The sequence below is a fragment of the Paenibacillus lutrae genome (assembly GCF_009757775.1).
Taxonomy (GTDB): Bacteria; Bacillota; Bacilli; order Paenibacillales; family NBRC-103111; genus Paenibacillus_F; species Paenibacillus_F lutrae.
This window is the reverse complement of the sequence record NZ_RHLK01000002.1, coordinates 180,654-196,020: the sequence shown is the minus strand read 5'-3', so window position 1 is coordinate 196,020 and position 15,367 is coordinate 180,654. Positions and strand designations below refer to the sequence as shown.

Annotated in this window: 11 protein-coding genes; 9 read left to right on the top strand and 2 right to left on the bottom strand. The window is 44.8% G+C overall.

Translation table 11 applies throughout. From position 1 onward, the window contains the following. Window positions 1-16 precede the first annotated feature (16 nt). Both EDM21_RS03490 and EDM21_RS03485 read right to left on the bottom strand, forming a co-directional pair. The gene (locus EDM21_RS03490) at window positions 17-5,752 is read right to left on the bottom strand and encodes an SDR family NAD(P)-dependent oxidoreductase (RefSeq protein WP_157332964.1); all 5,736 of its coding nucleotides are present in this window, start codon (window positions 5,750-5,752) and stop codon (window positions 17-19) included. 105 nt (window positions 5,753-5,857) lie between these two features. Further along, entirely contained in the window at window positions 5,858-8,167 is a 2,310-nt protein-coding gene (locus EDM21_RS03485; protein WP_157332962.1) for an amino acid adenylation domain-containing protein, read from the bottom strand. Between the two features lie 418 nt (window positions 8,168-8,585). Here EDM21_RS03485 and EDM21_RS03480 point away from each other — a divergent pair, with 418 nt between their 5' ends. The 9 genes from EDM21_RS03480 (at window position 8,586) to EDM21_RS03440 (ending at window position 15,279) form a co-directional block, all read left to right on the top strand. Further along, window positions 8,586-8,825: a phosphopantetheine-binding protein gene (locus EDM21_RS03480; RefSeq protein ID WP_157332961.1), complete on the top strand. Its 240-nt coding sequence runs from the start codon at window positions 8,586-8,588 to the stop codon at window positions 8,823-8,825. A 4-nt stretch (window positions 8,826-8,829) separates the two neighbouring features. After that, the gene (locus tag EDM21_RS03475) at window positions 8,830-9,837 is read left to right on the top strand and encodes a BtrH N-terminal domain-containing protein (protein ID WP_157332958.1); all 1,008 of its coding nucleotides are present in this window, start codon (window positions 8,830-8,832) and stop codon (window positions 9,835-9,837) included. A gap of 549 nt (window positions 9,838-10,386) precedes the next feature. After that, the gene (locus EDM21_RS03470; RefSeq protein WP_157332956.1) at window positions 10,387-10,881 is read left to right on the top strand and encodes a hypothetical protein; all 495 of its coding nucleotides are present in this window, start codon (window positions 10,387-10,389) and stop codon (window positions 10,879-10,881) included. Beyond that, window positions 10,878-12,647, top strand: a complete 1,770-nt coding sequence (locus EDM21_RS03465; protein WP_157332954.1) for an ATP-binding cassette domain-containing protein — start codon at window positions 10,878-10,880, stop codon at window positions 12,645-12,647. Before EDM21_RS03470 ends, EDM21_RS03465 begins: the two co-directional genes overlap by 4 nt. Window positions 12,648-12,674: 27 nt before the next feature. Then, on the top strand, window positions 12,675-13,133 hold the full coding sequence (locus tag EDM21_RS03460) for a TlpA family protein disulfide reductase (RefSeq protein ID WP_157332952.1): 459 nt from the start codon (window positions 12,675-12,677) through the stop codon (window positions 13,131-13,133). Between the two features lie 60 nt (window positions 13,134-13,193). Continuing rightward, window positions 13,194-13,373, top strand: a complete 180-nt coding sequence (locus EDM21_RS03455; protein WP_157332950.1) for a hypothetical protein — start codon at window positions 13,194-13,196, stop codon at window positions 13,371-13,373. A 551-nt stretch (window positions 13,374-13,924) separates the two neighbouring features. After that, window positions 13,925-14,320 (top strand): hypothetical protein, encoded by a 396-nt coding sequence (locus EDM21_RS03450; protein ID WP_235918015.1) that lies wholly within the window; start codon window positions 13,925-13,927, stop codon window positions 14,318-14,320. A gap of 46 nt (window positions 14,321-14,366) precedes the next feature. Then, window positions 14,367-14,900, top strand: coding sequence for a MauE/DoxX family redox-associated membrane protein (locus EDM21_RS03445; protein ID WP_338043919.1), 534 nt, complete (start codon window positions 14,367-14,369; stop codon window positions 14,898-14,900). After that, complete coding sequence (locus tag EDM21_RS03440) at window positions 14,875-15,279, top strand: hypothetical protein (protein ID WP_157332948.1); 405 nt, start codon at window positions 14,875-14,877, stop codon at window positions 15,277-15,279. The genes EDM21_RS03445 and EDM21_RS03440 overlap by 26 nt, the downstream gene beginning before the upstream one ends. The last annotated feature ends 88 nt before the right edge of the window (window positions 15,280-15,367 follow it).

Here is a 15,367-nt window from a genome sequence, read left to right as displayed (position 1 = left end):
CTAGCCATGATGGATGTTAAATGTTAGAGGCGGGCTGCATTTTAGCTGACAATTGCTCGGAATACTTTATTTCTGCCGGATAAATGGAATTCAAACGCTCCGTAATATCCTTCAATTTGTAGTCAGATGTAAATGTATATCTCACTATCAGGTGTCTTACGTAATTCCAATGATTCAGAATAGTCTCCAGCTCTTGCGTTAACGGCTCATCATCACCGAACAACTTTCGGATATTAAACACCTCGATTTGTTTGCAAGCTATGACCGAGTTCAAGATCTCCATACATCCATCCGCTTCTTCTTTTAAATGTTCCTCATCGGAAACCGCGAGATGGAACTTGTCCGTGATTGCTTTAAGCTGCTTCAGACTCTCGGCTAGCTGATCTTGATGATTCCTCCGATTGCGTTTAAAAACTTCCCGGTAATCCCGCTCTTCCTGGCCCGATTTATCCGTATTGTTCAGAAATTCATAGTAGGACGGCATGTTGGTGTACGGCAGGTAATTCGCAAGAAAGCCTTCATAAGATCGCTGTAAATCCTCGTAACCGATCGTTTGCGGTCTATAAGTTAAATTGCCACGGAAGCTGTGTTCGATAATGTTGAAGATTTTCTTGTCATCATCAAACCCATAAACAAGTAAACTGTGCATCCAATGATCCTGATGAAAGGTATCTTGACGAATGGGCTCATAATAACAATCCACCCACACAATTACCGGATTCCCCTGTAATACAGCGTTCTTAATACGAGGGATCAGCTGCTCAATATCTTCAGCAGGCCTAGTCGCTTCCATCCCAATGTTTCCGGAAAAATCCTCGAGCAATCTTTTGTCCTGTTCCGTTATCACTTCCTCATTTTGTTTAGAGGTATAGTGCGTTGCAGTACTCACTCCGATTCCCAGCTCCGCCAGCAAAGCAGCAATAGTTTTCTCGAAATGATTCGTCATCCCGTCTTGCTGATACCAGAATAGATCGTTAGCCGAAAAGATATCGAATTTCTTCTCAAAGAATGAAAGCACTGGGAACAGAGAGTTATGAAAACAATCTTTATAAAACAAGTCATTAAAAGGCTCTATATTGTCCAGGATAACGCCGGAATCTTCAATCCCCTCTACCCGCTGCCGGTCGGCAAGATTAACGTCTGGGGATGCCGGCTCTTCCGAATCAGGAGTTCGATCATTAGGACCAAAGACATGCTCTGCGAGCGCCTTTACGGTCTGTTTTTCAAATAATTCGAATATGCCAATCGGTATATCCGCTTTCTCCATTAGCGTCTCCACTTTAACCGCCAGGATCGAATTGCCGCCTATCTCATAAAATGTATCGTAAATATTAATTTCCTTCTGTCCGAGAGCATGACCCAGCACTTGAGCTATCCTTAGCTCCCAATCCGTGTAGGGATCATCGACAGAACGCCCCGTCAATGTTATACGGAACGATTCTTCTTTCATGTCATCGCCCGCTTCTTCTACCTGGAATCCGAAATTATCCTCGCCATGTGAAGTCATAATGGAGGGATCTATCTTAAAACCAAGTGAATCGTCGAATAAAGACGGATGATGACTGTTCAGTTCGCCAATAATAACCCTCTGTACCTGTTTGGTTAATACCGTATGAAAGGCTTCCAGAGCACCTTTAATCTCAATAGGCAGGAACATATCGGAATCTCTGCTCACGCCATAGTCATGAGCCATCCCCACTTCCTCCCATGCAGCCCAATTAATTGTCAATGTACGCCTGCCTTGATGATTGCGGTATAGGGTATAAGCATCGAGGTAGGAGTTGGCTGCGCAGTAATCTCCTTGGCCTTGTCCGGCCAAAAAGGACGTAATGGATGAAAAAAGGATCAGAAAATCCAGATTATCCTTTACCGTAAGCGTATCTAAAATCCAGGTTCCTCTCGTTTTGGGAGCGAGCACGGAATCGAAAATTTCTTGTTCTCTGCGGATAATAAAACCGTCTCCGGCAACGCCTGCGGCATGAATAATTCCACGGATGGCTCCATATTGGCTCCGGATTGTATCAAGCACCGCTTCCATTTGACTCCTTGAAGAAACATCGGCACGGAAGAATCCGATAGTTGAACCACTCGCCCTTATCTCTTGGGCTCTGCGAATTTTGTAGATAAGTTTTTGGTCCGTGGACGTGTTACATAACTGCTCCCAATCCTCTTCAGCTGGAAAGGCAGACCGGTTAATACAAACAAGACGGACTCGATTGCGTGAAGCCAGATCCTTGGCGATTTCGAGCCCTAGCCCGCCCGCTCCGCCGGTAATGATGTACACGCCATCGTCTTGAATAGCAACAGGCTGATCCGGGATCTCCTGCAGGTCGGTAGAAGACAATTCTTGTATGAACCGCTCTCCGCCTTCATACAAAGTCCAGTAATCCCGGCTGATGCTATTAATCTCGGAAACAATCGTTTCCTCATCCGTTAAATCGCATACCTCTATACAGCGGCAGTTAAGCTTGGAATATTCCTGCCCGATTACTCTACCAAGGCCAAACATGGAAGCATGATGAGGATTCTCCCTGACGGAAGGTGCGACCAGCACAATCTCGACGGCCTTCTCCAGACCCGCCTTGACCAACGCCTTCGTAAGGTGATAGAGGCTGTATATTCCCCTGCTTTCCTGTACTTGATAATCATCCAGGGTTTCCGCTTCCTTAGGTGCTGCAAACGCTGATAAGTGAATAATCTGCTCTACCTTACGTTCTTTACAGAGGTTCGCCAAGCTGTCGTAATCATCCCTATAGCTCTCACCTGCGACAATAACGTCCTTACGGATGCTTTGAATCTGCACCGTTATACGATTACTGCGCGAATCACCCTGCTCAATAATAAGCGTGGATAACGATGCTGTTTGCTGCTGATGAAGTGGAGTCTCCGACTTTTTCCAATTTAGGTTATAGGTATTCTTGTGATCCCGGGGCTGATCATAAACTAGGCTGCCTGACACTTTCTTAATGGAGTAATCTTCAATAAATACGAGTTCATTACCGGACTTATCCAGTAAATGAACATCAAACGTCGCGATTTCGGGACTGTCCACGTCTGCACTTTTCTTCTTAATGTAGCTATAAATATCGGAGGGCAGGCTTCTGTACATCGTTAAACGTTTGTAAGAGAAAGGCAGATACAACTCTTCTCCAAGGCTGCGCAAGGCGACATTAACGGCCTCATCCATCAAAGCAGGATGCAGGTTGTATTCCAACGCCTCAGTGGTGTAAGCTTCTTCGAGGGATAGATCGGCGATCAAGCTCCGCGAGCCCTGTTTCACTTCTCTGATACAGTTCCAGTGAGGTCCGGTCTCAATACGATTGGCGGTTTCGTACGGATAATACGGCATATCGCCGCCTGAGCATTGCTTCTTGAGCGTCGTGATCTCGAAAGCCTTCCCTTGCTGCAAGGCCGACGGGACTATGGTTCCCTCTGCATGCTTGGTCCATTGCTGCTTGAAACGGCTCATGACTGCAAAATGGAAACGGTCCTTTTCTTTTGTAAGAATAGTTTGAAGCTCTTTCCTCTCTCCCGGTTGAACAGAAAAGGGGGTCAGGAAGAGCACGTCCGACAACTGAATGGTACGGTTCGGAAAATATCTTCTGGCAAGCTCGAGGGCCATTTCCAAATATATCGTGCCTGGAGCCACACAACTGCCCGCAACAAGATGCTCGCTTAGAACCCAGTGGTCCTGGGCGGAGAATACACTGAGATAAGTCACACGATCGTATGACTCCGACAAGCAGGCATCAAACAGAGGGTGCGAATCCTTGAGAATATAAGGCGACCCTTCTCTTCCCTTCGATGCTTCCTCGCTTGCCTTTACCCAGCAGGAAGTTCTGGCAAAAGGATACGTCGGAAGACTCAGCCGTTTGCGATCCTCTCCTTCATAAAGAACCTGCCAATTAATATCGCCGCCAGAGAGATAAATTTGAACCAGTTCCTTGATAGATAAAGAAGCGCCGCCAGCCATTTCTTTACCCGTTTGGGTCAGCTTCAGTTTCTCCGTTCTTGTCAGCTCGCCTTTCTTCCGAAGCGTCTGATTCTCTGAAACGATCCGGTGTTCCCCGTAAAGCACAACGGAATCCTGCCACTTGTTAACATCAAGGCCGGATAACCGGTCTAATTGAAGCTGAAGGTCAGCCTGGTTGTCGAACAAAACAGCCAGCCGGTGGGAATAGTGGCCTCTTCCTGTGTTGGCTGTGTAGCACATATCGCGTAAATCCATAGCGCCATGAGTATAGAGACGCAATTGGTATTCCCGTACAAGATCCAGCAGCCCTTCTTTTCCTTTGGCCGATAACGTTAAGAGGTTCTGACCCTGGTTTCTCACCGGGCTATGGATTTGCCCCGGCACATCTGCCGGTTCAGCGGCCGCTTCTTCCAGAATGACGTGACAGTTCGTTCCGCTCAGACCGAATGAACTGATGCCGCATCTTCTCGGGCTTTCCCCCGCAATCCAGGGTCTTAATTGATCATTCACATAGACAGGCGATGTTTCAAAGTTAATTCGCTTGTTCGGTTTTTGAAAATGAAGCGACGCAGGAAGCATTCTCTTCTTGAGAGCAAGAATCGCTTTAACCATTCCGGCAATTCCGGCAGCATGATCGAGATGTCCAAGATTCGTTTTGACGGAACCGATGGCACAGAACTGTTTTTTGTCGGTATACCTGCTCATCGCTTCTTCAATCCCGCTAATTTCAATCGGATCACCCAGGTTCGTCCCTGTCCCGTGAGCCTCAAAATAACCGATCGTTTCCGGATCAATCCCGGCATCTTTCCAGGCTCTTTCGATCACATCCGATTGAGCGGAAGGATTAGGAGCGGTTAAGCCCGCAGACGTACCATCCTGATTAATTGCACTTCCTTTGATCAGCGCGTATATGTGATCCCCGTCGGCTAATGCTTGAGACAATGGTTTTAACAGAATCGCGGCAACACCTTCTCCAAGACCTGTGCCCTCAGAACTGTCATCGAACGTTCTTGCCCGGCTGTCGGAAGAAGTGATGCCAATCTCATCTTCTTTTGCTTTGATACTCGTTAACGGCAGCAAATCGACCTTGACCGAACCGGCCAGGGCCAGATCGCAATCTCCGCTGCGAATGGAACGGCAGGCTTGATGAACCGCGACTAGAGAAGATGAACAAGCCGTATCCACAACCAGGCTCGGGCCTTGCAGGTTAAGCAAATAGGAAATGCGGCTGGCTATGATCGAGTTGATATTACCGGAGATCGAGACACTCATATCATCCGGGCTACTCGATTCAATAAATTCTTTGTAACTCACGCCAAAATCTGTACTATGTCCTAAAAAAATTCCCGTAAGGCTGTTCTGAAGAAGACCTCCGCCGTACCCCGCATCCTCGATAGCTTCCCAAGCAGATTCCAGAAAAAGCCGCTGACTGGGACTCATCAGACTCGCTTCTTTAGGAGAAAGCGAAAAAAAATCATAGTCAAACCGATCAACCTGCTCCAGAAAACCCGCTTCGTAATAAGGATCGTTTTGTCTCACAGCTTTCTTCGCTGCCAAGTAGGGCTGATTGAGCCGTTCCCTGTCTTCGGGAAACGGCCGGATGTGGTCCTTTCCCTGGACAAGCGATTGCCAATATTCTTCTTTATTCGCTGCGTCGGCAAATCTGCATGAAACCCCGATGATCGCGATATCCCTGCTGAACCTGAGTTCCTCTTTGGATTCTTCTTTAGGTTCCTGGCTCACGATGAGCTTGGTCAAAGCTTTTATGTTAAGTGACATACTTCCCCTCCATTAGGAAACCTCCGTAATTCTAAGCAGTCTTGCGGGCGTTTATCATCAGATTTGTATAAGGAAATATAATGCGGCGCGTCCAGAAACCTTTATTTATACCGACTGCGCTACAGCTGTAACCAATTGCGAATAGTAATTTAAGAACTCCCGCATTTTAGTGACGGCGAAATCTCTAGGACGAAAATGTAGTTGACACGTCAGCCCTTCTTGATTTTCCGCGATTTGTAGTTTGAGACGGCTGTTTATAGCTCCTGCTTTGGCGCCTGGGTATGTGAACAAAAACGAAGGAACCACAAACCTGCCTACTTCCTTAGCCGGCACCGGATCCACTAACCCGGACGCTTGATTGATTTGCATTTCCACCTGTTTTAAAATGTCGGTGAATTCCGGAGTCGCTTTGAAATCGATCTCCACGCGTATACGTCTTGACGGCGTGCCGGCTAATGCCGCGATTTCTATTCTCTCCTCATTTGAAATTTCAGAGAGCAGGTGGGCATACACCGTAAGCAGAAGCGCAGGCAGTTCCGTCTGATTGCTCCTCGCCATTTCTTGCAAACGGCTCTTGGCTCCTGAATCCACGGAAACCTCCAGAGTCATCTCGCTGGCTTCGCTGGCTTCGGGAAGGTAATAGTCGGAGGGGAAGACCAGTCCTTTCCATTCATCCTGATTGCCCATTCTCTTCTGCAAAAGCTGTGTTAACTTCTCAACGGTCGGATTCGAAAAAATATCCGTGATGCCAATCTGATCCGGAAAATTATCATTCATTCTCACTGCTAACATCGATAGCAGTACAGAATTCCCCCCAAGTTCAAAGAAATTATCCTGAATTCCTACCTCACGATGCAGAACCTGCCTCCAGAGTTCGGTTATCCTGCTTTCGAGCTCAGTCTTGGGAAGAACGAAATCCGTAGAAAGAACTGGACGTTTCTGATCAGGCTCGGGCAAGGCATTTCGATCGATTTTGCCGTTAGGCGTCAGCGGTATTTGCGGGACTCTTACATAAAATCCGGGGATCATATATTCGGGCAGCTGATTTGCCAGAAAAGCGATAATCTCTGCGACCGGCACCTCGTGATCGCACACATAATACACAACCAGGTATTTCTCATCCCATTCATTGGTCTTCGCCGCCACTACACACTCTTGTAGAAGAGCATGCTGAGAAAGACATTCCTCAATTTCCCCCATCTCGATACGGAATCCCCGTACCTTGATCTGATTGTCTACTCTCCCCAGGAACTCTACTTCTCCATTTGCCAACCGCCTGGCCATGTCACCCGTTCTATACATCATTTGACCCGGGCATAAGGAACTGCGGATAAACTTCTGGTCAGTTAACTCCTGGTTATGGAGATAGCCCCTGGCAACCCCAAGACCGCTAATGCACAACTCTCCAACTTCACCCTCCGCCGCCGCCTGCATCTGTTCATCCACAATATATAATTCTGTATTGGCAATCGGATGTCCGATCGTAATCGTTTGAGCAAGTGTTAAGTTGTTAATGGCTGACCATACCGTTGTTTCAGTCGGGCCGTACATATTGTAAATATTCGCTCGTGTAAGCGCTCGCAGTTTATGCAGCAAACTCTTTGGAAAGCTCTCGCCTCCCAGCATAATATCGCTCATTCTCTCGATAACGTCCTTATTGGCCTGATCATTTAGCAGCATTTGCATCGTTGAGGGCGTCGTTTGGATCATATCAATGCGATGCTGGCCAATATCCCTCCTCATATACATCGGATCGGCTAGAACTACGCGATTTCCTTTGCAAAATGGAAGAAGCGTCTCAAGGACAAAAATATCGAAGGAAATCGTAGTTAAACTGACAATCGTTTTCTGTTCCGAAAAATCAATCAGCCCGGTTACGCCTTCGATGAAATTTTGCACGGCCCTGTGCTCCACCATCACACCTTTGGGCTTACCTGTAGATCCGGAGGTGTACAGCACGTAAATCAGATCGCTTGGAGCGTTAACCGGTTCAGGATTCTGACTCAGATCAGAATGAGAATCTGCTAAGTCCTCCACACAAAATAACTGGCCACGGAAGTCCAGGAAAGATTTAAGTTCGGTTTGGGTAACCATCACGGATGCTTGGCTATTCTCGAGCATGTAACGAATTCGATCGTGCGGGAATGAGGGATCAATGGGTAAATAACAACCCCCGGCTTTGAGGATAGCCATCATCCCTACCATGATATCAACCGAGCGTTTCATCACAAGCGCTACAATATCGTTAGGCTTGACACCTGCATGGCGAAGCTCATGGGCCAGACGGTTAGATCTTCTATTCAACTCGGTATAGGTTAGAGATTCTTGCTGATATACGACCGCTACTTTATCTGGTGTTTGTTCCACTTGTTTCTCGAACATTTCATGAACCGTCCGAGTTTGGGTACTAGGCACAATCCTCACCCCTCAGCAAGTATGATCAAGAACTTGCTCGAATTTTGTATTCCCATTATCAAGATTACACTACCTAATTATACCAATGCGATATTTTTTTTCAACATACGATCATTTTTCACATTAGATATTGTATTTTTAAATAAATCCATTTAAATTGATAATAGCTGTATATGATTTAGGGAATTAAAGTAATTAATTCCTTCGAAACGCTTAGTTATGCACTCTATCTCTTTCCTTGCATAAGTAATATCTCACATCCGTCGTCAGTTTGACTACATATCTCAGTTGAAATAATTGTAAAAAAAGTACTATGCTTGTCGATAAACACGCTTCACTTAACATATTATTACACCTCTTGAATGGAAAAACATATACCAACCACCTAAGCAAACCCTATACTGATTGGAGCCGAGTGATGAATCCTATTAAGCAAAAAGTCGAACGCCTGTTAAATGATCTGCTGGAGGCTGCTCCGGATAACGTATTAAATAATGATTTAGTCTACAATGGACTAGATTCCCTTAAATTCGTCCATTTGTTAATCTCCATCGAAAACGAATTTGACATCGAAATTCCAGATGAGTTCCTGGCCTTAGATAAACTGTCTACCATTGATGAAATCGTTGCACTCATTGAAAGAAGCCAGGTGAATTAAAGTGGTGCAGACACTCCATTTAACACCTAATTATGATGCAAAGTTAACCTGTGAAGAAGGTATGATCGCTTCGGTCTGCAGCTGGCTCCAAGTCGATTACCAAATGCTGTTTATAGATAGCTGGGGTTTTCACTTCAATGCCCCCACAGGACCGGAGAAAATTAAATTAGGCGATCGAATTTCACACAGTACGCTCGGTGATGAAAAATATATTCAGTGTGTCGATTACATGAAGATTCACCATGGTTTACAAATTGATTATGAGATTTTTCTTACAATGGAACAGATGTTAACATCCGTTCGGCAAGAATTAGACAGCAGCAAACCTTTAGCAGTCTTAACGGATTCCTATTGGTGTCCCTGGATTCCCTCTTTTCAAAAACAGCATGACGATCACTTTCTTATCATAGTCGGTGTTGATGAGGCGGATGGACATTTCCTTTGCATGGATCCTATGTTCTCAAAAGAAGTGGAGAAATTGTCGTACGACTTTATGATGAAAGGAATTCATGGTTATCTTATCTTCACCGTACAAACGGGAATAAAGCCTGCTTGGCATAAGGACTGGGTTCGTAACATAAGCAATTCCTTGCTGATCCTTAACAACCCCGCAGAGAACATCGATGTTTTCCGTGCCATGAAACGCCTATCCGAAGATATTCTCGATAAATTTGATTATGAATTAGAGAGAGGCAATGACGGATTAGTTCCATTAATCGTTAGAAGATTCTCCGAAATCTCAAAAGGAAGATACAAGTATTCCGAGCTTGTCGCTTTATTAGCCGATCTGTATAACAATGATCAACTGCTCTATTTCTCCAATGGCGTGCGAGAAGCCGGTTATAGATGGGGAGTTATTCAACAACTGCTTACCAAATTCATGTTTACCGGGAGAAGCTCGGCCCTGATCCGAATAAGCGAGAAAATCGCGGAAGCGGCAGAATTCGAGAAGCAGCTGGTTGAGGAGTTTCAGCAGTATATCAGCAGTATTGACACAGTAACAAACGGCTAATATCTTGTAATTCATGAATCCCCAGAACAAAAACGGAGCATGCCATCCGGCAGCGCTCCGTTTTTTTCTCGTTATCTACCTTCGGGATAAACCCCTGGATTTTCCATGATAATGTAGAGCGATCGCTCTCATTTCCTGCTCCTTGTACCTCTCCTTGCTCCTCTCTCAGTTCCTCCAAACCCCAACTTCCTTTTCATGCATTTTGGAGATAAATTCCTTGATTTTCTTCATTCATTTTCGGTAATTCTATCCTGCACAAGGGATTGCCTTCCTTCACATCCCCCTTGATCCTATAGCGACCACCCACGATCTCTGACTTCAAACGCTAATAAAATGCCCTTCTTTTATCCATCACATATCCATCACGCAAAATTTTTTTATCATGTTTTATATACATTCCAAAGCCAATATTATATATTTTCCAGAATAAGACATAAAATACTACTTGAAACATTTTTGGTTTAAAGTTATTATATATTCAAGAAAAGGAATCATTTGGAAACGTTTAAGTCCTTATAATTAGAATAGATTATTCCGGGAGGGAAGAAAGTGCAATCTTTGCATGAAGAAAAAGATCATAGAAGATTTCTTAAACAAACTATTGAGAATTATAAATTAGGCTCTTATTTTCCAGAAAAGCTGATTTTACTCGCAAAAACAGACCCTGTTTCCTTCGATTGGTTGAGACATACAGAGCGTGGAACCCTCGTTTTTATACTGAGTGGAACATGTTCAGCCTGCAATACGGAACCGGTGATTTCATTTATGAACAAGTACCCGCACTTTGATTATTGCATTCTTTTCGAAGGAAGTCTCCAATCTTTGGAGGACCATCGTAAAGAGCTTGACTCCAATGTTCCGATTTATCCATGTGACACCGTTAAATTGCATGCTCAACTTAAAGTAAATGTCGTTCCCTATGTTATCGTACTTAATAAAATCGGACAGGCCGTTGGAGCGGATATTTTTGATAATCTGGCTAGATTGGAACGGGTGGCCTCCCCTCTGATCCGAGTCTATGAACCTATTAAAATTCGAACATGAAATCGTTTCTCCAAACCGTCAAGACGACATATGACGCCACTTCCAGGGTGTACAGATTCAACAAAACCGTCGTCATTCTTTCACTCCTTGCCTATATCGTATCGGCTCTGCAATCGAATCTCAGCGTGTATGCCAGCAAATTTATCGTCGATCAACTAACACTACAAAATTTAAATTTGCTTATGGGAGGAATCGCACTCCTCATTCTCTTTCAACTGCTCCGTGTAGGATTAGACTCGTACGCTCAGTTGAAAAGCAGAAAGATGAGTCTGGAGTTCTCCATACAATGTGAAAACCAACTGATTGACCTCGTAGCGGATACGGACTTAATCGAGAAGGAACATCCGCGTTTTAAAGGAGATTTCTCCTACTGGTCCTACAGCAACAGCAAATACTATGATACATATTCAATAGCAATCAGCCTCGTGAAACAGATCGTTCTTGCTGCCTTAAGCCTGTTCTATCTGCTCCATTCCTATTGGGTTACTGCCCTGCTCGCCCTGTTGGTCGGAACATTGAGAGGCATTTACGACCTGCGGGCCGTACGGCAGCGGGTGGAAATTGACGAGCAGTTGATAAGAATTACCCGAAGTCATCACTATTACTATGACCTCCTGACAACTTCAGAAACCCAGAAAGAAATGATGCTTTTTCAGTTATATCCTCACTTTAGGAAACGATGGATGGACAAAAAAACGGAGTGGGCCAAGCTTCAAATCAAGCTCGATAAAATTAACCATCAGAGGATCTTCCGGGGTGAACTTCTATCGATCGTAAACACCGGATTGGTTTCTGTAATAACCGCCTATCTGATTTATAAAGGAAGCCTCAGCATCGGGGACTATGTCGCGATCACAATGGCTCTCAGTATGACAGAGAATAATATTAGTTCTATGTTCTCCTCATTCTCACGCCTGAAAGAATTTTGTACGCATATTGAGAAGCTGAAACTTATTGAAGGCAGCACCCAAGTGGCGGTAAGCGCAGAGAAACAAACACAAGCTGAACCGTTTATTTTTGAGCATGATATTCAAATCCGTGAGCTTACCTTCCGCTATCCCAACCAAGATAAACCGGCAATTGCCGGGATTAACGCCCAGATCAAAAAGGGAGAAGTCGTCGCTATCTTGGGCGAGAACGGGTCTGGAAAATCAACCCTAATTAAACTGCTTTTGGGACTGTATCGAACCCATGATGATTCCATTTTGTATGATGGGGTCAGTCTGAAGCACATCGACCGATTCCAGATGTGGAATAAAAGCAGTGCAATTTTTCAAGATTTCATAAGATATATGACTCAAGTAAGGGATAACATAGCTGCCGGACATATAGACGATATTGACAATTCGGAGAAGCTGAATCGTATGTTGGCCAGAGTGGGACTGTCGGACACGTTTAAACACGGTTTGGATAACCGTCTCGGTTTTCTTGAAGATGATGCGGTGAATCTTTCAGGAGGTCAATGGCAAAGACTCGCGTTGTCCCGTGTATTCGTTCGCGATGAGGATGAACTGGTCGTCTTCGACGAACCGACCGCTGCGCTTGATCCGCTCAGTGAAGTCCGGCTGATGAATGACATTCTCGGTCACTTTAAGGGCAAAACTGTCCTGCTCATCTCTCATCGTGTCGGAGTTGCAAGAAATGCCGATCGGATTATTGTCATGGAGCGTGGACGAATCGCCGAAACAGGTACCCATGAGGAGCTGCTTGCACGCCAAGGTCTCTACTCCGAGATGTGGAACCAGCAGAAACAATGGTATGACTGATAGAAGAAAGAATAAGGAGGAGAAAACATGACTTCAACTGCCAAACCCGCCCGCTCTTCAGATAGCGGTTTACCTTTAGGCGCAGCTGTTCCTGCACTGCCGGAGCACATTCAAGCAGGCGCGGGGTATACCTATATCCAGCCTGATACAATCCATCTCCTGCTCTATACATCGGTGCACTGCGTTCATTGTATTGATCTGCTTCCCCATCTTAATAAGATAGCGGAGAATTATCCTTCCTTCTCCATTCAGCTTTTCTCTACGGGGGATGAGGGGGATCACCAAAGCATGTCTGATTATTTCGGGTGGGACTTCCCTATTTATTCCATGGATCAAAGTGATATGAATGCCTATTTTGAAGTCACTTTTCTGCCTTTTATGATTCTGGTAGATCAGACGGGAACTGTAGCGGCCAAAGGCGTCATTTACAATGCGGATGACTTTGATCAAATCATGAAAAGCTGCAGAACTTTATATCCTGCTTAATCTGTTAACAGGCGGAAGCACCTCATGAGCAGGCATACACAATGAAAGGAGGTGAATACTATGGCTTGCACTAGATGCCCGGATGGCGTTGTACTGGATCAATCTCCATTGGTCTGCCTTACAGCTTATTGCACTTATGGCGGAGTAAGTTACCCGAAAATCATGTCTATTACCAAAACAGTCGGTTGCCTGGACGGCAGCGTTGAAGTCTGTCAAATCAAAGCCGGTTGTTGTAACTAAGCAACGCTCTCTACGAGTCCATACACCTAAATTAAAAAATTGACGAGAAAGAAGGGAATATTATGGCTTGCACTAGATGCCCGGATGGTGTTGTTCTGGATCAATCTCCATTGGTCTGCCTTACAGCTTATTGTACTTATGGCGGAGTAAGTTATCCGAAAATCATGTCTATTACCAAAACAGTCGGTTGCCTGGACGGCAGCGTTGAAGTCTGTCAAATCAAAGCCGGTTGTTGTAACTAAGCAAGACGCTCTCTACGAGTCCATACACCTAAATCAAAAAATTGACGAGAAAGAAGGGAATATTATGGCTTGCACTAGATGCCCGGATGGTGTTGTTCTGGATCAATCTCCATTGGTCTGTCTTACAGCTTATTGTACTTATGGCGGAGTAAGTTATCCGAAAATCATGTCTATTACCAAAACAGTCGGTTGCCTGGACGGCAGCGTTGAAGTCTGTCAAATCAAAGCCGGTTGTTGTAACTAAGTAAGTAAATAAAAGAGAAGGGGACCACCCTTCTCTTTTATTCCATTATGAGGGAGTGAGAATCTTTGAACGCACAATTGATTATTTGTGATCGGATTTCCAATAATGAGCAATTGAAGGGCCATTCACTGGGAACGATATTAAATCATCTGACGATTCCCGTTCTGCCCTTTGTTATAGAACTGCATGTTCTAGTCAAACTGTTCGATTTGCCCCGTGAAGAATCGATCGATACCGTTTTAACCATCACACATTCAAATGGTGAAATCATCGGAAAAACCCCGACAAGCGTGCTGCGCAATTACAGAGCAGAGGATCAGATCCCTGGGGTCGATCAAGATTTAACTCTTACCCTCGTAATAACCGAACCGGGTATTCTATACATTCAATGTATGGTGAATGGGGAGACAGCCACTTGGTATCCATTGACAATCCGCTTACAAGAAAGTCAGGTTTCCTGACGTACTAATATCCGAAGTTACCGTTACAAAGAAAGAGTGATGTTCCGTGACCCATTGGTTAGCCTACGTCTTGGATTTATTGATGTCGATTTTATTTTTTATACCGTTTTATATAAAATTGTTCCGTTTCCCAAGTTTCCGGATTGAAATGTTTTCCTACGGCGTCCTGCCCCGTTCCCTCCTCACGTTAGCTGCGGTTGTCGTGATCACAGTCGAATTTATTCTTTTCGTACTATTTGCCACAGGTCTGCTTGATGGCTGGAAAGAGCTTGCCGCCGCTTCACTGCTTGCGGTATTCGCCCTCTTCTCCTGGAGGAAAACAAAGATGACCGGTATAGACGGGTGCGCTTGCTACGGAGACATCTCCTTTCTTAACCGATTTCCGGTTTTACGGAATCTGATTCTCATCGGTTTGCTGGTACTGAATCTATTGCTGCAGTCGGAAGCCCGTGATCCGTATATGATCCTCAATTCAATCATTTTTGTAACGGCTTTCTCATTTTCAATCGAAATAATCCAATCCTTATGGAAGCGAAGGAACAGGAGGAGTAACCATGAACAGCCTGCTGTTCCTCTGTAATTTAATTTGGTTTACGGCTTGTCTGATCGTACTGTTTATTCTAAGAAGAGAAGATAATAACCAAATGAATACCGTCGTTAATCAAATCAAACAAATGTCCTCGGCGCAGGATAATATAAGAATTTTATTTTTGGACTATGCAGAACCCGTATTTAAGCAAGCCGACGACCTTCTTTCCGCAGATCGCCCTACTCCCTTTATCGTTGTGTTTCATGCGCCTGCCTGGCTGGTTGCCGCTAAAACAAAAAAGTGGAAAGGCCATACAATCATTCATGCTCAAACCCTGAATTTTAAAAGCAAAAGCATGGTCGTTATCGCTCATAAAAAGAAATACCGGATATACGGTGAAGTTGCCGCTTATCTGAAATTCACTTCCTAGTCCTTGCACCACTTGGTTGAATCGCACGATCCCCCGGAGCCCGCTTATCCTCTTACAACTTACTCACATCGCAAATCAAGGAACACGC